The sequence below is a fragment of the Variovorax sp. GW821-FHT09B05 genome (genome assembly GCF_059418265.1).
In genome coordinates this window covers 154,316-172,236 of record NZ_JBWKPN010000015.1, presented here as the reverse complement: position 1 = coordinate 172,236, position 17,921 = coordinate 154,316, and the positions used below count along the sequence as shown (strand labels likewise).

The window sequence follows — 17,921 nt, the reverse complement described above, 5'->3', positions numbered from 1 at the left end:
GGAATACCTTCGTGCTTCGCACTGCGGTGCGAGCTTGCTGGGGGCGGCCCGGCGCGGCGCTCACGCTGCGGTGCCCGACAGAAGGGCACGCCGGGCCGGGCGCGGGAGGGAGGGCTTCGGAAGGCGCATGAAGAACATGGGATCGACTCGAATCTGGCCGTTTTGTTGGAACGAAGTTTATTTGATTGTTGAACAATTCAATCAATCAGTTGAGCAATATGCATGCCGACTCACAGGGGCAAACCCTGATTCCATGCACCGGACGCCGCGGCGCGAGGAACGGAATCTGCTACAACCCCTCACCCCTGAAATCCCCCATCCGCATGACCTCCGCCGCTTCCGAACCGCTGACTCCCCCTGCCCAGGCCTTGAGCGAGCGCATGGCCGAAGCCTTGCGGCAGAAGATCACGCAGGGCGAGTTCATGCCCGGCGAACGCCTGTCCGAGCAGTCGCTGAGCGAGAGCCTCGGCATCTCGCGCAACACGCTGCGCGAGGTGTTCCGCATGCTCGCCAAGGACGGCCTCGTGAAGCACGCGCCGAACCGCGGCGTGTTCGTGGTCATCCCGAGCATCGCGTCGATCATCGACATCTACCGCGTGCGCCGCCTGATCGAGTGCCAGGCGCTCGCGCAGGCCTACCCGCGCCATCCCGCGAAGAAGAAGATGCGCGAGGCGGTCGAGACCGCGAAGACCTGCCGCGACGGCGGCGACTGGCTCGGCGTAGGCACGGCGAACATGGCCTTCCACATGGCCGTGGTCGAACTCGCCGACAGCGAGCGGCTCAACCAGCTCTTCGGTTCGGTGCTGGCCGAACTGCGACTGGCCTTCGGCCTGCTGCGCGACGCCGAGTTCCTGCATGCGCCCTACGTCGAGATGAACACCAGCATCCTGGAGCTCGCGGAGGCCGGCGAATTCGCCCGCGCCGCCGCGGCGCTCAACGACTACCTGGTGCATTCCGAACGCATCGTGCTCGCGGTGTACGCGCGGCACATCAACGACTCGGGCTGGAGCGTCTAGGTCCGACGCGCGCCGCGCCACGAAGCGCGGCGCGGCTCTGTCGAGCTCAGCCCGGCAGGCGGATCTTGCAGTTCGGGTCCTCGTAGGGGCCCGATTGCTTGGTCCACTTGTCGGCGGGCATGTCGGGCTCGCAGACGGTCTTGCCCGTGCTGTTGTTCTTCCAGAGGTAGTACTCGCTGGGCTGCGCCATGGCGAGGCCGGCCAGCAGCAGCGAGGCGGCGGCGAGGGTGAGCTTGAGTTTCATGGTGATGCTTTCGTGTGTTCGTGAAGATAAGCGAATGCCGTGCCCCGTCACTTGAGGTTGTTGCCGATCACCACCAGCAGCTTCTTCGTCTGCGCGACGATCGCCGTGCGGTAGGCCTCGAAACGGGCGTCGGTCATGGCGTTGTCGTCGGGCACCCCGCCGGTGGCGGCGGTGAAGAAGTTCGTCATCACCGGCACGTGGATGTGGCCCGCCGGGATGTCGAGCTTGAAGGTATCGCGCAGCAGCGTGTTGCGGTAGGCGCTCTCGTTCGACAGGTAGTTGCCGCCGCCGCCGGACTGCGCGCAGGCGGTGGCCGGCGGGGCCTTCACCAGCGAGGGGTCGGGCATGGCGTTCATCACGCCGTTCGAAGCCACGGAGGTACCCGCCTCGTTGTCGCAGTCCGCGAAGTACGCGTAGTTGGTGTGCCAGGTCACGTCGAAGCCGTCGGCGCCCTCGCTCGTGGCACCCGGCGGACGCGCAACGCCGGCGCCCGTCTTGCCGGTCACCATCGCGGCGATCGGCAGCGACGAGGTGGTGAACTGCGGCGGTGCTTCCTTGAGCCAGGCGCTGATGGCGTCGTAGCCCAGCCAGCGGGACTGCGGGTTGGTGTCGCAGCCCGAGCCCGGCATCGAGATCGGCGCGGTGTTCGGCACGGTGATGGTGCCGATCGGCAGCACGTACTTCGGCAGCCTGTTGCCGACCGGGCAATAGATGATGCCGTCGTTGCCCGCCGAGGGACCGTGGTAGCGGGCGTTCCACTGCTCGAGGTTGAAGACGTTGGCGCTGCCCTGGCTCATGGTGATCGAGGCATCGACGCGCTTCGGCCCGGCCTTGAACCACGGACCCAGCGTGTCCTCCTGCATGCCCGCGTGGAACGGGTCGTAGCTCACCGGCAGCACGTAGCTCTCCACGTGCAGCACGCTGCCGTCGTCGAGCGTGATCTCGCGGCCGTCCATCTCGAGCGCGGTGGCGCCCGAGGGGTTGCCGTTGCGCAGGCCGGTGTTGGGCGTGCCCAGCGCGCCGAGCGTGAAGGTATCGAAGCCGCTCACGATCATGCGGCGGTACTTGCCGCCGCTCGGCGCATTGCCTTCGGGCAGTTCGATGTCGTACTGGCCGCGCGAGGCGCGCTCGAACTCCCACTGCAGCGAGGCCTTCTGCGCATCCGAGAGCGCGAACTCGGGTGCCCACTGGCGCAGCACCTTGGTCATCTGCACGCGGGCCCAGTACAGCATCCGGTCGTCGCTGTTGGGCAACTGGCTGCCCGCGGGCGAAGCACGACGCCCCTGCACCCGGTCGACGGCCGCGCGCCACAGGGCCGCGCCCTCCGACTTGACGAGCGTCACCGCGGCGTCGTAGCCGGCGACGCTGGTGCGGCCATCGCTGCCGCACAGCTTGGCCGAGAAGTTCGGCGCGAACTGGTCGAACCCCGTGTCCTTCACGATGCGGTCGGCCAGCGGCCGCTCGTCGATGCCCACCACCGAGGCGGTGCTGTAGGGCAGCGGCGTCGCGAGCCTGCGCTCTTCGTAGGCGAGCTTGGCACTGGCATCCCAGCTGCATTTGGCCATGGTGTTGGGGGGCGGATTGCCCGTGCCGGGCGGAACGATGGAGACGACGCTGTCCCCTCCTCCACCACCACCGCAGGCGGCAACCACTGCCGCGACGAGGACCGACATGGCCGAAAGCTTCATTCTTTGACGATTCAACATGCTTCGATTTCCTTGTGAGTTGTCGGAAGCCGCGGTGCAACGCGCACGCCGGCGGCTTCCCTGATCGCTTCTCGCTGGGGACGTCGTGGGTTTTTCGTTCGCAATCCCTCCGGTCTGGTCGCGCCGCTTCCTGCGGTCCTCGCGGACCGCGGGCGGCACTGGAAACAGACTCCCTGGGCCTCTGGTGTTGCTCGTTCTGGATCTCCAGGGGCGAGCGCACCCCTCCGCCTCATGGCGGTTGTTCGTCGATCGGTGGTGGCGCGGTGTGCGCGGGTGGGAGCGGCGCTACCGCTCCACGCCCATGAAGACGTCGGGCAGGATCGTCACGATGCTCGGGAACAAGGTGACCAGCGCGATGCACAGCACGAGACAGAAGAAGAACGGGATCGCCGCCTTGGCGATCACGTTGCTGTCCTTGCCCGTCATGTTCTGCAGCACGAAGAGGTTGAAGCCAACCGGTGGCGTGACCTCGGCGATCTCGACCAGCAGCACGACGAAGATGCCGAACCACACGAGGTCGAAGCCCGCTTTCTGGATCATCGGCAGCACCACCGCGCTGGTCAGCACGATCATCGAGATGCCGTCGAGCGCCGTGCCGAGCACGAGGTAGACGAGCACCAGCACGCTGATCAGCGCATAGGGCGACAGGTGCATGCCGTCGACCCATTCGGCCAGCTCGCGCGGGATGCCCGTGAAGGCCATGGTCTTGGTGAGGAAGGCCGCGCCCGCGAGGATGAACATGATCATGCAGCTGGTGCGCGTGGCGCCCATGATCCCGTCGCTGAAGTTCTTCCAGGTCAGGCTGCGGCCCCAGGCGGCGATGGCCAGCGAACCGAGCACGCCGAAGGCCGCGCATTCGGTGGCCGTGGCCCAGCCCGCGACCAGCACCCAGACGATGAACACGATCAGCAGCGCGCAGGGGATCAGGTTGCCCGAGAGCCGGATCTTCTCGATGAAGGTGGTCGGCGGATCGGCCGGCGGCACCTTGTCGGGATTGCGCAGGCTCCACCAGCCGATGTAGCCCGAGAACAGCAGCATCAGCAGGAAGCCCGGCAGGAAGCCGGCCAGGAAGATGCGGATGATCGAGACGTCGGCCGCGACCGCGTAGACCACCATGGTGATCGAGGGCGGGATCAGGATGCCGAGCGTGCCGGCCGTGGCGAGCGAGCCGATGGCGAGCTTCTCGTTGTAGCCGCGGCGCTTGAGCTCGGGCAGCGCGACCTTGGCGATGGTGGCGCAGGTCGCGGCCGAGGAGCCCGAGACCGAGCCGAACACGCCGCAGCCGAGGATGGTGGTGTGCATCAGCCGGCCCGGCACGTTGTTGAGCCAGGGCCGCAGGCCGTCGAACATCTGCTCGCTGAGCTTGGTGCGGAACAGGATCTCGCCCATCCAGATGAACAGCGGCAAGGCCGCCAGCTCCCAGGAGGCGTTCGACTCCCAGAAGGCCGAGAACAGGTTCTTGCCGGGCAGCGTGTTGGTGAAGAAGGCCTGGCCGATCCAGCCGACGATGGCCAGCGTCATCGCGATCCAGACGCCGCCCGTGAGCAGCACCACCATGATGACGAGCAGCAGCGCGCCGATGAGGAGTGTTTCGATCATGGGAGGCTCAGACTTCGGAAGAAAAATCGCCGGCGGCGTGTCGTTCCTCGACCGCGCGCTGGTAGCTGGGTTTGTGGCCGCGCAGCACGCCGACCAGTTCGTCGACCATGGCGATCAGAAGCAGCCAGCAGCCGATGGCGAAGGTCGATTGCGGAATCCAGATCGGGATCACGACCAGGCCCGTGGCCATCTCGGCGAACTCGTAGCTCTCGTAAGTGAAGCTCGTGGCCCAGTAGGTGAGGTAGGCCACCGACACCGCCGCGATCAGCAGGCAGGTGACGTCGAGCGCGCGGCGCATCTTCTCGGGCACGGCCTCGAGCAGCAGCGTGACGCGCACGAAGTCGCCGTGGCGAAACGCATGGGCCATCGCGAAGAAAGCCGCAGCCGCGCACAGCCACGCCACCACGTCGTTGAGCCCGCTCACGTGCCAGTTCATCTGCCGGCCCACGCCGGCCACGATCATCAGCACGAAGATCAGGAACACGCAAAACGCACCGAGGGCGCCTGCACCGTCGTACAGGCGATCGAGGAAGCGGCGCACGATCAGTTCTTCTTGTAGGCGTCGACGATCGCGGCGCCGTCGGCACCGGCGGCCTTGAGCCAGTCGGCCTGCATGATGCCGCCGACCTGGCGCATGTCGGTGTCGAGCTTGGCCGAGGGCTGGTGGATCTTCATGCCGCGCTCGGCCAGCAGGCGCTTGTACTCGTCGTTCTTCTCGATCGCGACCTTCCAGCCGCGGGCTTCCGCATCGGCCGCGGCCTTGGTGACGGCGGCCTTGGTGGTGGCATCGAGCGCGTCGAAGGACTTGGCGTTGACGAGGATCGCGTTCTTCGGGATCCAGGCCTTGGTGTCGTAGAAGTTCTTCAGGCTCTCGTAGGTCTTGGTGTCGTAGCCGGTGGAGGCGGAGCTCATGTAGCTCTCGATCACGCCGGTGGCCATGGCCGCACTGAGCTCGGCCTGCTGGATCTGCACCGGCTGCGCGCCGATCAGCTCGGCGATCTTGGCGGTGGCGGGGCTGTAGGCACGCCACTTGATGCCGCGCAGGTCGGCCACCGAGGCGACTTCCTTCTTCGAGTAGATGCCCTGCGGCGCCCACGGCACCACGAACAGCACCTTGATGCCTTGCGCGGCGAGCAGCTTCTCCATCGCGGGCTTGGAAGCGTCGTAGAGCTTCTTCGCCTCGGGGTAGGTGGTGGCCAGGAAGGGCACGCCGTCGAGCGCGTAGATCGGGTTCTCGTTGGCGAAGTTGGCCAGCAGGATCTCGCCGGCCTGCGCCTGGCTGCTCTGCACCGCGCGCTTGATCTCGGGCGCCTTGAACAGCGAGGCGTTCGCATGCACGGTGATCTTGAGCTTGCCGCCGGTGGCGGCCTCCACGTCCTTGGCGAACAGGGCGATGTTCTCGGTGTGGTAGTTGTTGGCCGGGTAGGCCGTGGGCAGGTCCCACTTGGTCTGGGCCAGCGCGGAGGCGGCGAGGCAGGAGAGCGCGAGAGCGGCGAAGGATGGACGGAACATGAACGGGACTCCTCGAGAAAGTGACGTGACCGGTGATGGGCGGAAGGCGAAACGGCGGGTCCAGGCCAGTCCCCCGGCCTGCTCCCCACAATGCAAGGCCCATGCCAAATAAATGAACAACTTCGACATCGGTTTCTGGCCTTTTGAATTTATTGTTGAACAATTCTCGTGCGTATGCCCAACAATGAGGCGTGATGAAAACCCGAATACGTGCGGGTTACTTGCCTCGCCATGCCGCGGCCGGCGCCAGCCTGCGCCCTGACATTTGCTAAGGGAAACCCCGTCCTGCCGCCGGGGGAGCCGCTTCGATACTCCAGTGGTCGTTCCCCCTCGGCGCGCCCCGCGGCCGTCTCCCGCAGAAGCACAACATCCAGACCATGGCAGGCAAGAACTCGCTCCACCCGATCCCCCATCCCGCCAAGAAGCCCTTCGTGGGCAACCTGCTGTCGATCGGCTCCGACTCCCCGGTGCTGGACATGTGGAAGATCGCCCAGGAGCTCGGCGGCATCTACTGGCTGGACATGCCGGGCATGCCGGTGATCGTGGTGTCGTCGCCCGCGCTGGTCGACGAACTCTGCGAGGAGGCGCGCTTCGACAAGAGCACGCGCGGCGCGCTGCGCCGGCTGCGCGCCGCCTCGCACGGCCTGTTCACCTCCGACACCCACGAGGAGACCTGGTCGAAGCCGCACAACATCCTCTTGGCCAACTTCAGCCAGCGAGCGATGCAGGCCTACCACCCCATGATGCTGGACATCGCGGGGCAGCTCGTGACCAAGTGGGAGCGGCTGAACTTCGACGAGGAGGTCGACGTGGTGCGCGACATGACCGCGCTCACGCTCGACACCATCGGCCTGTGCGGCTTCGGCTACCGCTTCAACTCCTTCTACCGCGAGGGCTTCCATCCCTTCGTCGACGCGATGGTGCGCACGCTCGAGACGGTGCAGAACCGGCGCGGCCTGCCGCTCGAGGAGCTGATGCTCAAGAAGGAGCTGGCGCAGCAGCGCAAGGACATCCGCTACATGCACAAGATGGTGGAGGACATCATCGAGGAGCGGCGCGCGAGCGGTGCCGACATCGCGACCAAGCCCGACCTGCTGAGCTACATGATCGCGGGCGTGGACAAGAAGAGCGGCGAGCAGCTCACCGACAAGATGATCCGCGACGAGTGCATCGAATTCCTCATCGCGGGCCACGAGACCACCAGCGGCCTGCTCTCGTTCGCCATCTACTTCCTGCTGAAGAACCCCGAGGCGCTGGCCAAGGCGCAGGCCGAGGTCGACAACGTGTTCGGGCCCGACACCTCGCTCAAGCCCACCTACGCGCAGGTCAACCGGCTGCAGTACGTGATGCAGGTGCTCAAGGAGTCGCTGCGCATGTTCCCGACCGCGCCCGCGATCTCGATGCGCGCGAAGGAAGACACCCAGATCGGCGGCCAGTACACGATCAAGAAGAACAACATGGTCATCATGCATGCGCTGGCGCTGCATCGCGACAAGGGCATCTGGGGCGAGAACGCCGACCAGTTCGATCCCGACAACTTCAGCCGCGAGGCCGAGCGCGAGCGCCCGGTCAACGCCTTCAAGCCCTTCGGCAACGGCCAGCGCGCCTGCATCGGGCGCCAGTTCGCGCTGCAGGAGGCGGTGCTGACCTTGGGCATGATCCTGCAGCGCTTCACCCTGGTGGACCACACCGGCTACAAGCTCAAGATCAAGGAAGCGCTGACCATCAAGCCCGAGGGCTTCAGGATCAAGGCGCTGCTGCGCGACCCGGCGACGCGCCCGCGCGGCAACATCAACGACGCGGCGGCCGCGCCGGTGCAGCCCGTGCAACCGGCGGCGCGCAAGCCGCAGGCCGCGCGCCACGGCACCTCGCTGCTGGTGCTGCAGGGCTCCAACCTCGGCACCGCCGAGGACCTGGCGCGCCAGCTCGCCGAGGCCGGCGAGGCGCGCGGCTTCTCGACCCAGCTGGCTTCGCTCGACGACTACGCCGAGCGGCTGCCGGCCAACGGCGCGGTGGCCATCGTCTGCGCCTCGTACAACGGCGTGGCGCCCGACAACGCGGCCGAGTTCCACCGCTGGCTCGACAAGGCCGACGACGCGCTCAACGGCGTGCGCTTCAGCGTGTTCGGCTGCGGCAACACCGACTGGGCCGCCACCTACCAGGCGGTGCCGCGGCGCATCGACGAGCGGCTCGAGGCGCTGGGCGCCACGCGCGTGCATCCGCGCGGCGAGGGCGATGCGCGCGAGGACATGGACGGCGCCTTCCAGGACTGGAGCGACGCGCTGTGGCCCGAGCTGGTGAAGGCCTTCGACATCAAGACCGGTGCCGACACGCCCGCGCAGAGCGAGCCGCTCTACACGCTCGAGGAGCTGCCGCCGCCGCAGAACAACGCCATCGTCGACGCGCTGGGCGCGGTGGCGCTGCGCGTGATCGAGAACCGCGAGCTGCAGCACGCCGGCGGCGAGGCCGGCCGCTCCACGCGCCACGTCGAGCTGATGCTGCCCGAGGGGCTGGTCTACCGCGCCGGCGACCACCTGAGCGTGGTGCCGCGCAACAGCCCGAAGCAGGTCGAGCGCGCGATGGCGCGCTTCGGCTTCGACCGCACGGCCCACGTGCGGCTGCATGCGATCGCGGGCCGCAAGCCGGCGCTGCCGGTCGAGCAGGTGATCGCGGTCGACCGCCTGCTGGGCGACTACGTCGAGCTGCAGGACGTGGCCACGCGCAAGCAGATCGCCACGCTCGCGGCCTACACCGAATGCCCGTTCACCAAGCCGAAGCTGGTGGCGCTGTCGGGCAGCGACGAGGCCTCGCAGGCCGCCTACAAGGCCGAGGTGCTGCACAAGCGCAAGTCGCTGCTCGACCTGCTCGAGGAGCACCGCGCCTGCCAGGTGCCGTTCGCCGTGTTCCTCGAGATGCTGTCGCCGCTGTCGCCGCGCTACTACTCGATCTCCTCCTCGCCCACGATGACGCCCGGCAAGTGCAGCGTGACGGTGGGCGTGGTCAGCGGCCCGGCCAAGTCGGGCCTCGGCACCTTCGAGGGCGTGTGCTCCAACTTCCTAGCGCGCGCCGAGGCCGGCGATACGGTGCACGGCGTGGTGCGCGAGACCACGGCCGAGGGCTTCCGCCTGCCCGAGGACGCGCAGCGCCCGCTGATCATGATCGGCCCGGGCACCGGGCTGGCGCCGTTCCGCGGCTTCCTGCAGGAGCGCGCGGCACAGGCCGAGGCCGGCACCGCGCTCGGCGAGGCGCTGCTGTTCTTCGGCTGCCGCCATCCCGAGCAGGACTTCATCTACGCCGAGGAGCTGAAAGCCTGGTCGCACCGCGGCCTGATGAAGCTGCACACCGCCTTCTCGCGCGCGGGCGAGCGCAAAGTCTACGTGCAGGACCTGATCCGCGAACAGGCGGCGCAGGTGTGGGCGCTGCTCGAAGCCGGTGCCGTGGTCTACGTCTGCGGCGACGGCTCGCGCATGGAGCCCGACGTGCGGCGCGCGCTGTCCGACATCGCGCGCGAGCACGGCCAGGACAGCGCCGCCTGGATGGACCGGATGATCGCGGACCAGCGCTACGTGCTCGACGTCTGGGCCGGCAGCTGAAGCGCCTCTCGCCGCGCGAAAAAAGTTGGAGCAGTTGGACTAACTTTCCGCCGGTTCTGGTTTTTCACGCCTAGACCCTCCCGTCGAAGATCGGCCTCTCGCGAGATCCACGGGATCCGCGATCCGATCAACAACCGGGAGGCATGGCGAATGCTCAGGGCAGACGAACCGCTGCGCGCGGCGGTGGTGGACGGCGATGCCGTCCGGGGTGCGGCGCTCGCGCAGCGCATGGCGCGGCGCGGCTACGGCGCGATGCCGTTCCACGGCGCCACCGGCCTGCTGAAGGCGCTGCAGGGCGGTTGGCGCTTCGACCTGCTGCTGCTCCATCCCGAACACGAAACGGCCTGGGCCGACCTCTCGGCCGCCTGCCGGCTGCAGCGCATGCCGATGCTGCTGCTCGCCGAGGACTCGGCCTGGCGCACGCCGCCCGCGGTCGAGGCGCTGTGCCATGGCCACGGCCTGGTCGACTTCGCGCCGCTGCCGCTGGCCGACCACGAACTCGAATGGCGCCTGCGCGCCCTGCTGTCGCGCTCACGCACGCCGGCGCGGCCGAGCGCCGAAGCGCAGGAGCTGGTCTGCGGCGACTACCGCCTGCTCGCGCACGAACGGCTGGTGCTGCGGCGCGAGCGCGAGGTGCGCCTCGATCCGCGCGAGTTCGACCTCGCGCTGATGCTGTTCCGCCATCTCGGCCAGTTGCTGACGCGCGAATTCCTCTGGATCGCGCTGTGGAAGCGGCCGCCGCACGAGGGCGCCCGCGCGCTCAACATCGCGGCAGCGAGCGTGCGCAAGAAGCTCGCGCTGCAGGAGGATGGCGGGCTGGTGCTGCGCGCCGCCTACGGGCGCGGCTACATGCTGCAGGAAGTGCGCTCGCAGGCCGAGTTCGCCTGCGAGCCGGCCGGCTACGCCGAGGCCTGAAGGCTCCGGCGGCGGACCTCAGTTCCGACGATCGGGATCCGGATAGACCAGCGGCCCCAGCAGGCCGCGGTTGAAGGGCTTCCAGCCGCCCTCGGGCTGCGACAGCCGGTCGGCCAGCGCATAGAGCACCGCGGGGTGCGCACCCAGGCCCAGGTGGCTCGCGATGACCTCGATGTTCTCGGACTTCGGCCCGGTCTTCTCGATGCTGCAGCGCCAGGCCACGACGCCGTCGGTGCGGCTGAAGATCGAGGTGGTGGGCACCGAGGGCGTGGGCTGCACGAACTTCATGCGGCGCGGGTCGTGCGAGCTCTGGCCGCTCACGCCTTCGTAGACGCGCCAGGCATTGGTGGCGCGCGGGCTGCCCGAGAACGGGCTGCCCAGCGTGACCACGCTGCGCACCACACCGGGATGGGCCGACGCCAGCAGCCGCGCATACACGCCGCCCAGGCTCCAGCCGACCAGGCTGACCTTCTGGCCGCTGTCGTCGTGCAGCTTGTGCAGCAACTCGACCATGCCGTCCTCCACGCCTTCGCGCGGACCGAAGTTGCGGCCCAGGCCCCAGCCGTGCGCGTCGTAGCCGCGGCTCGCGAGATAGCGGCGCAGCACCAGCGTGGAGGCATCGCCGGCCACCAGGCCCGGCAGCACCAGCACCGGATGGCCGTCGCCGCGCGGCGTGAGCTGCAGCAGCGGCCACATGGCGAGGCCCGCGCCGGTTTCCCAGAGCGCGCGGCCTTCGGCCAGCAGCAGCAGGCGCGAAGGCGGCGAGATGTGTTCACGGGTGGCGGTGGTCATGAGCGGGTCCTTTCTTGCGTGTCTCTGCGCTTCTGTTGGTTCTTCGTTGCCAGTCTGGGGTTCCGCCGCGAGGCCCCCCGTCGGACGGTGTCGTCTGTTATCCGAGGTATTTGGCCCTCAGGTAATCGAGGTAAGCCCTCGATTCGCCCGAAACATAAGGAGAAACCAGGGTCAGCGTGTAAAAAGCCGCCAATCCCGGATCGGCCTGCGCCAGCGCGTCGCGGCCCGGCACCAGCCGTTCGAACGACAGCCAGCAGGTGGTGGTGAACACCATCTGCAGCGCCAGGATGCGCGCCTGCTCGGCACTCGTTTCGATCACGCCCGAGGCCACCAGCCCTTCGCACAGCGACTGGGCCGCCAGCAGGTTCTGCGCGGTCAGGGCCTGCGCGCGCTGGCCCAGCACCGGGTACTCGCTCGCGAGGAAGGCCATGTCGCGGTAGATGAAGCGGTACTCGTTGATCGCCTCGAAGCGCAGGTGCAGCGCGAGCCACAGGTCGTCGATGGCCGCGATGCCGGCCGAGGAGCCGTTGAGCGATTCGAGCCGCTGCTCGAAGCGCCGGAACAGCCACTCCACGATCAGCTGCTTGGCCTTGAAGTGGTAGTGCAGGTTGCCCGGGCTCATGCCGAGCTCGGCCGCGATCTTGTGGGTGGACACCGCCGCGAGCCCCTGCGCGTTGAACAGCGCGAGGCTGGTCAGCAGGATGCGGTCGCGCGTGGTGTTGGAGCCGGCCACTGGCGGTTCTGCGGGTCGTGCGGGGATCGATCAGCGCTTGCCGCCGCGCGCGGCCTGCTCGAGGCGGTCGAGCCGCTCGGCGAGCGCCGCGATCTGCGACTGCAGCGCCTGCACCTCCTCGGCCGTGGGCATGCCCAGGCGCTGCAGCGCGGTGGCCACGCGCTGGTCGAACACGTCCTCGAACTTGCGGATGCCGAAGCTGTCGAGGCCCGGGAAGCCGCGCGTCAGCACGGCCTTGGCGCCGCTCGCTTCCTCGCCGCCCTTGCCGCCGATGCCCAGCAGGCCCTCGATCACGTTGGTGACGCTGGCCTGCCGCTTGGCGACGTCGTTGCGCACGGTGTCGAGCGCCTTGAGGCCGGCGCGCAGCAGGCCTTCGCCGGATGACGCGGGCTTGGTGCCCGTGCCTGCCGTGCCTGCCGTGCCTGCCTTGGCCTTGGCGGCGCTGCGCTTGCGCGGCGCCGCGGCCTTCTTCGCTGCGGTCCTGGCGCCGGCGGTCTTCTTCGCGGGCGTCGCCTTCTTCTTCAGTTCTGCGGGTTCATCGCGGCGGGTCGCCATGCATCACTCCAGGGGAACTCGGTACCTTCGAAGGTACCGCAAAAGAAAAAGGCGCCCGAAGGCGCCTGCGGAACTCAGGCCGCCTTGCGGGCGGCAGCGCGGCGAACCGGCTTCTTGACCGCGGCGGCCTTGGCCTTCACGGTACGCACGGGCTTGGCTTCCTCGCTGCCCGCGACGCGGACTTCGATCTGCTTGGCACCGGCGGCGATGCGGTCGGCGATCTGCACCGACACGGTCGCGAAGGGCTGGTTCACGGCCGACAGCGCGTTGATCACCGAGGTGGCGACCGGCGACTCGACCTGGGCCACGCGGTTGGCAACCGATTCGATGCCGCTGGTGGTGCCGGTGGCGACACGGTCCATCACCGAGACGATGCGGCCGGTGTCGATCTCGAGGCGGTTGGCCAGGAAGCCGTTGACCTTGGCTTGCGCGCCGATCAGGTTGGCCTTGATCTTGTCGTTCACCAGCGGCAGCTCGCGCTGGCCGAGGAAGTCGCTGTAGCGCGAGGCGGCGCCGTCGAGCAGGCGCTGCACGCCGGTGCGGTAGGCACCGACCAGGGTCTTGCCGGCGTCGTTGTACTGGCCGATGACGTGGACGGCGGCGGAAGCGATGGAGGTTTGCGAGGTGGACATGGGTTGTTCCTGGAAGTTGATCGGTCGCGGGATTCGCGATGGGGTGATCTTCTTCCCAAGGGCCTAGGCCTGGAAAACTAGAAGCGTCGGAAAACTAGTCCAACTGCCCCAATTTTCCGGCCCCGGGCGGGTCCTCAAGCGGCGGCGGCCGCGGCGCGTGGGGCGCTCTTGCGCGCGGGGGCCTTTCGGGCAGGGGTCTTGGCGGCGGGCTTCGGGGCGGCCCTGGCGGGGGTCTTCGCAGCCGTCTTGATCGCTGCCTTCTTCGCGGGCGCCTTCCTGGCCGCCGGTGCCGGCGTCTTCTTCGCCGCGGCCTTGCGCGCCGGCGCCTTCTTCGCGGCAGCCTTGGCCGCAGGCTCCGCGTCGGCGGGCGCCTCGACGACGGCCGCGGGCTTCGGCGCCGGCGCACCGGCCACCGACGGATGCTTCTGCGTCAGCTCCATCAGCAGCTTGTGCTCGGCCAGCAGGTAGTCGCCGATCTCGGTGATGTCGGGCACGGCGCGGCGGCAGGCGATCAGGCCGTAGTCCATGCGGCCGTTGTAGCTCTGCACCGTGACGTTGAGCGCGGTGCCGTGGCTCGCGATCGACACCGGGTAGTAGCAGGTGACCAGTGCGCCCGCGAAGTACATCGGGAACGGCGCGCCCGCCACGTTCGAGATCGCCACGTTGGCGGCCGGCGGCAGCATGTTGACCAGGCCCGAGCGGCCCACCATCGAGGCGATGCCCGACACCAGCCAGGGCGCGGCGAAGGTCGGGAAGTCGTCGAGGATCACGGCCTTGAAGCGGTTCATGGTCGACTTCGAGGAGGTCGACGAGGCGTTGATGGCCTTGAGCCGCTGCAGCGGATCGGTGATGTCCGTGGCCAGGCTCACGAGGATCATGCTGGCCTGGTTGTTGGCCGTGTCGTCGCCGGCCTCGCGCAGGCTCACCGGCACGCCCGCCACCAGCGGCTTGGCCGGCAGCTCGTTGTTGTCGGCCAGGTAGTGGCGCAGCGCGCCGGCCACGGTGGCCATCACCACGTCGTTGAGCGACACGCCGAAGTGCTTGGCGATGTACTTGGTCTCGGCCAGCGAGATGGTGCGGCCCGCGAAGGTGCGCTGGTTGGTGATCGAGACGTTGAGCGAGGTGCGCGGCGCGAACAGGTTGAACTTCTTCGGCGCCGTGGTCGTGAGCTTCTCGGCCGCCTTCTCGTCGGGCTTGGCCAGCCCGCTGATGGCGCGCACGATGGCCGGCGCCATCTTGAACAGCTTGACGTACTGCTGCGCCGTGTTGCGCAGCGCGGCGCTCGCGAGTTCGGCCATGCCGAGCTGGTAGCCGCTGTTGCGCGGGCGCGAGCGCGGCGGCTTCACCACGCGGCCCGTGGCCTCGAGGTCGAAGATGGCCTTGCCCACTTCCACGCCGGCCTGGCCGTCGATGCCCGCGTGGTGCACCTTGGTGTAGAGCGCGACCTGGCCGCTCTTCAAGCCGTCGATGATGTAGAACTCCCACATCGGCCGGCTGCGGTCGATCAGCGAGGAATGCAGCCGCGCGACGTACTGCTGCAACTGCCGGTTGGTGCCGGGCCGCGGCAGCGAGATGTGGCGCACGTGGTAGTCGAGGTCGATGTCGTCGTCCTCCACCCACACCGGGTTCGTCATGTCGAAGGGCATCAGCGCGAGCTTGCGCGTGAACACGTCGGCCAGGTGGATGCGGCTGGCCATGAACTGCTTGGCGTCCTCGTAGAAGTCGCCCTTGTAGCCCTTGGGCAGGTCGAGCACGTTGAGCGAGCCCACGTGCATCGGCATCTCCGGTGTTTCCAGATGCAGGAAGGTGGCATCGAGACCGCTCAGGTGTTTCATGTGTTGTGTCTCCTAGGTCGGGGAATGCCGTCGCATTCGGCTTCGGCAGGATACCGTGCGGCCGCTGCGCCGGGGGGCCGCGCCCTTCAGTGTTTCCACCGGGGAGCGCACCCGGGTTTGCCCCGAGCGATGTTCTGGGACCGGCCGCGGGTAATGCGAAAGGTCCATCCGACCCGGGGCCTTCACGGTGCGTTCGTACACTGTGCCCATGACATCCTCCCCCCGCCCGCAAGCGCAAGACCAAGACCCCTTCCTCTGGCTCGAGGACATCGACGGCACGCAGTCCCTCGACTGGGCCAAGGCCCGCAACGCCGAGACGGTGCAGCGCCACGCGCAGTCGGCGCGCTTCAAGCAGATCGAGCAGGGGCTGCTCGAGGTGCTCGACTCCGACGACCGCATCCCGATGGTCTACAAGGCCGGCGAGCTGTTCTACAACTTCTGGCGCGACAAGGCCCATCCCAAGGGCCTGTGGCGGCGCACCACGCTCGCCGAATACCGCAAGCCGCAGCCGGCCTGGGAGACGGTGCTCGACCTCGACGCGCTGGCCGCGGCCGAGGGCGAGAACTGGGTCTGGCACGGCGCCGACTGGCTCTACCCCGGCTATGGCCGCTGCCTGGTCTCGCTCTCGCGCGGCGGCGCCGATGCCGACGTGGTGCGCGAGTTCGACCCGGTGCGCAAGGCCTTCGTCGAGGGTGGCTTCGCGCTGCCCGAGGCCAAGAACACGGTGGCCTGGAAGGACATCGACCACCTCTACGTGGCGACCGACTTCGGCCCGGGCTCGATGACCACCTCGAGCTATCCGCGCATCGTGAAGGAGTGGAAGCGCGGCACGCCGCTGGCGGAGGCCGTCACGGTCTACGAGGCCGACACCGAGGACCTCTCGGCCTCGGGCTGGCGCGATGCCACGCCGGGCTTCGAACGCGACTTCGTCTCGCGCGCCATCGACTTCTACGACAGCGAGACCTGGGTGCGCGCGGCCGACGGCACGCTCGCCAAGATCGAGGTGCCCGACGACGCGGTGACCGACATCACGCGCGAATGGCTGCTGATCGAGCCGCGCAGCGACTGGGAGGTGGGCGGCGCGAGCTACAAGGCCGGCTCGCTGCTGGCCGCGAACTTCGACGACTACATGGCCGGCGCGCGCGAACTCACCTTGCTGTTCGAGCCCACCGACACCAGCGCGCTCGACAGCCATTCATGGACGCGCCATCACCTGATCGTGAACGCGATGCACGACGTGGTGAACCGCATCGAGGTGCTCACGCCGCCGGCCGACGGCAAGGGCCCGTGGCAACGCGAGAGCCTGGGCGGCGCGCCCGCGCTGTCGACCATCGCGGCCGGCGCCATCGACGAGGACGAGAGCGACGACTACTTCCTCACCGTGAGCGGCTTCCTGCAGCCGACCACGCTCTACATCGGCACCCTGGGCCAGGGCGAGGCCGAGCCGCTCAAGCACAGCCCGGGCTTCTTCGATGCCTCGCGCTACACGGTCAGCCAGCACTTCGCGCGCTCGCGGGACGGCACGCGCGTGCCCTACTTCGAGATCGCGCCCAGGGACCTGGTGGCCAACGGCCGCAACCCGACCCTGCAGTACGCCTACGGCGGCTTCGAGATCTCGCTCACGCCCAGCTACAGCGGTGGCATCGGCCGCGCCTGGCTCGAGCAGGGCGGCGTGTACGTGGTGGCCAACATCCGCGGCGGCGGCGAGTACGGCCCGCGCTGGCACCAGGCTGCGCTGCAGCAGAACCGCCTGCGCAGCAGCGAGGACTTCGCGGCCGTGTCCGAGGACCTGATCGCGCGCGGCATCACCTCGCCCGCGCACCTGGGCGCCATGGGCGGCAGCAACGGCGGCCTGCTGATGGGCAACATGCTCACGCGCCATCCGGCGCTTTACGGCGCGATCGTGAGCGAGGTGGCGCTGCTCGACATGCGCCGCTACACGCAGCTGTCGGCCGGCGCCTCGTGGATCGCCGAGTACGGCGACCCCGAAGTGCCCGAGGAGTGGGAATGGATCCGCCACTTCTCGCCTTACGAGAACGCGAAGCCCGACGCCAAGTACCCTCCCTCGCTGTTCACCACCTCGACGCGCGACGACCGCGTGGGCCCGGTGCATGCGCGCAAGATGCATGCGAAGCTGGCCGCGCAGGGCCACGACACGGCCTTCTACGAAAACCTCGAGGGCGGCCACAGCGCGGCCTCGGACAACAAGCAGTCCGCCTTCATGGACGCGCTGGGCTACGCCTACCTGTGGGACCACATCGCCTGAGCGGCGGCGCGCGTCAGCCGCTGTCGCGCAGCGGCTCGCCCAGGCCGTAGGGCCGTTCGTCGCGCCACGGGGGCAGGCGCCGCTCGCGGCGGTCCAGCCGCTCGCGCAGCTCGGCACAGGTCATCGGCCGGCCCGTGCCGTAGCGGCCATCCCGGCAGGGATCGCTGCGCCAGTGCTCGGAGCGGCGCAACGCTTCCTCGCGGTCGAGCTGGCGCAACAGCTCGCCGCAGCTCATCGCGCGGCCCTGGCTGTAGCGGCCATCGTGGCAGGGGTCGTAGACGGACGGCGGCGCGTCGAAACCCGACACCACCTCGGCCGCCGCGACCGACGCGAGCATCAGCGACAGCGCCAGGACGATCGCCTCCGGCAGCAGGGTGGTCTGGACATGAAGGACATGCATGCGGTGCTCCTTGGCAGATGACCCGCGACCGCGGGCCTGACGCCAGCATCGGCCGCCAACATGGAGCCAGCATTGCGTCGCGCGGGGCGCGCGCACGCAACACTCGCGCAATCCAGCCTCCCT

General features: G+C 68.5%; 15 protein-coding genes. 4 read left to right on the top strand and 11 right to left on the bottom strand.

Annotation, left to right across the window (positions count from 1 at the left end; translation table 11 throughout):
- The first annotated feature begins 323 nt into the window (after positions 1-323).
- Entirely contained in the window at positions 324-1,016 is a 693-nt protein-coding gene (locus AC07RM_RS31655) for a GntR family transcriptional regulator (protein ID WP_208513607.1), read from the top strand.
- Positions 1,017-1,062: 46 nt separating this feature from the next.
- Here the strand turns inward: AC07RM_RS31655 and AC07RM_RS31650 are convergent, their stop codons facing one another.
- The 5 genes from AC07RM_RS31650 to AC07RM_RS31630 all read right to left on the bottom strand — a co-directional run bounded on the left by AC07RM_RS31650 (position 1,063) and on the right by AC07RM_RS31630 (position 6,077).
- The gene (locus AC07RM_RS31650; RefSeq protein WP_057594440.1) at positions 1,063-1,260 is read right to left on the bottom strand and encodes a hypothetical protein; all 198 of its coding nucleotides are present in this window, start codon (positions 1,258-1,260) and stop codon (positions 1,063-1,065) included.
- Positions 1,261-1,307: 47 nt separating this feature from the next.
- Positions 1,308-2,933: a PA0049 C-terminal domain-containing protein gene (locus AC07RM_RS31645; RefSeq protein WP_431510596.1), complete on the bottom strand. Its 1,626-nt coding sequence runs from the start codon at positions 2,931-2,933 to the stop codon at positions 1,308-1,310.
- 318 nt (positions 2,934-3,251) lie between these two features.
- Positions 3,252-4,565: a TRAP transporter large permease gene (locus AC07RM_RS31640; RefSeq protein ID WP_495337011.1), complete on the bottom strand. Its 1,314-nt coding sequence runs from the start codon at positions 4,563-4,565 to the stop codon at positions 3,252-3,254.
- Between the two features lie 7 nt (positions 4,566-4,572).
- Complete coding sequence (locus tag AC07RM_RS31635) at positions 4,573-5,106, bottom strand: TRAP transporter small permease (protein WP_398498545.1); 534 nt, start codon at positions 5,104-5,106, stop codon at positions 4,573-4,575.
- Positions 5,107-5,108: 2 nt separating this feature from the next.
- Complete coding sequence (locus AC07RM_RS31630) at positions 5,109-6,077, bottom strand: TRAP transporter substrate-binding protein (RefSeq protein WP_208511590.1); 969 nt, start codon at positions 6,075-6,077, stop codon at positions 5,109-5,111.
- Between the two features lie 377 nt (positions 6,078-6,454).
- Here AC07RM_RS31630 and AC07RM_RS31625 point away from each other — a divergent pair, with 377 nt between their 5' ends.
- Together AC07RM_RS31625 and AC07RM_RS31620 are read left to right on the top strand one after the other, a co-directional pair.
- Positions 6,455-9,670 carry a bifunctional cytochrome P450/NADPH--P450 reductase gene (locus AC07RM_RS31625; protein ID WP_495322707.1) on the top strand — a complete coding sequence of 1,072 codons (3,216 nt, stop codon included), beginning with the start codon at positions 6,455-6,457 and terminating at the stop codon, positions 9,668-9,670.
- Between the two features lie 150 nt (positions 9,671-9,820).
- On the top strand, positions 9,821-10,585 hold the full coding sequence (locus tag AC07RM_RS31620) for a winged helix-turn-helix domain-containing protein (RefSeq protein ID WP_495337010.1): 765 nt from the start codon (positions 9,821-9,823) through the stop codon (positions 10,583-10,585).
- 18 nt (positions 10,586-10,603) lie between these two features.
- Here the strand turns inward: AC07RM_RS31620 and AC07RM_RS31615 are convergent, their stop codons facing one another.
- The 5 genes from AC07RM_RS31615 to AC07RM_RS31595 all read right to left on the bottom strand — a co-directional run bounded on the left by AC07RM_RS31615 (position 10,604) and on the right by AC07RM_RS31595 (position 15,132).
- On the bottom strand, positions 10,604-11,377 hold the full coding sequence (locus tag AC07RM_RS31615) for an esterase/lipase family protein (protein ID WP_490876573.1): 774 nt from the start codon (positions 11,375-11,377) through the stop codon (positions 10,604-10,606).
- Positions 11,378-11,474: 97 nt separating this feature from the next.
- Positions 11,475-12,110, bottom strand: coding sequence for a TetR/AcrR family transcriptional regulator (locus AC07RM_RS31610; protein WP_057594029.1), 636 nt, complete (start codon positions 12,108-12,110; stop codon positions 11,475-11,477).
- Between the two features lie 30 nt (positions 12,111-12,140).
- Entirely contained in the window at positions 12,141-12,665 is a 525-nt protein-coding gene (locus AC07RM_RS31605) for a phasin family protein (protein ID WP_495337009.1), read from the bottom strand.
- A 74-nt stretch (positions 12,666-12,739) separates the two neighbouring features.
- Positions 12,740-13,297, bottom strand: a complete 558-nt coding sequence (locus tag AC07RM_RS31600) for a hypothetical protein (RefSeq protein ID WP_296787393.1) — start codon at positions 13,295-13,297, stop codon at positions 12,740-12,742.
- Between the two features lie 134 nt (positions 13,298-13,431).
- Positions 13,432-15,132: a WS/DGAT/MGAT family O-acyltransferase gene (locus AC07RM_RS31595; RefSeq protein ID WP_495337007.1), complete on the bottom strand. Its 1,701-nt coding sequence runs from the start codon at positions 15,130-15,132 to the stop codon at positions 13,432-13,434.
- A 208-nt stretch (positions 15,133-15,340) separates the two neighbouring features.
- Here AC07RM_RS31595 and AC07RM_RS31590 point away from each other — a divergent pair, with 208 nt between their 5' ends.
- Positions 15,341-17,398 (top strand): prolyl oligopeptidase family serine peptidase, encoded by a 2,058-nt coding sequence (locus AC07RM_RS31590; RefSeq protein WP_495337006.1) that lies wholly within the window; start codon positions 15,341-15,343, stop codon positions 17,396-17,398.
- 13 nt (positions 17,399-17,411) lie between these two features.
- Here the strand turns inward: AC07RM_RS31590 and AC07RM_RS31585 are convergent, their stop codons facing one another.
- Complete coding sequence (locus AC07RM_RS31585) at positions 17,412-17,798, bottom strand: hypothetical protein (protein ID WP_495337005.1); 387 nt, start codon at positions 17,796-17,798, stop codon at positions 17,412-17,414.
- Between the last annotated feature and the right edge of the window lie 123 nt (positions 17,799-17,921).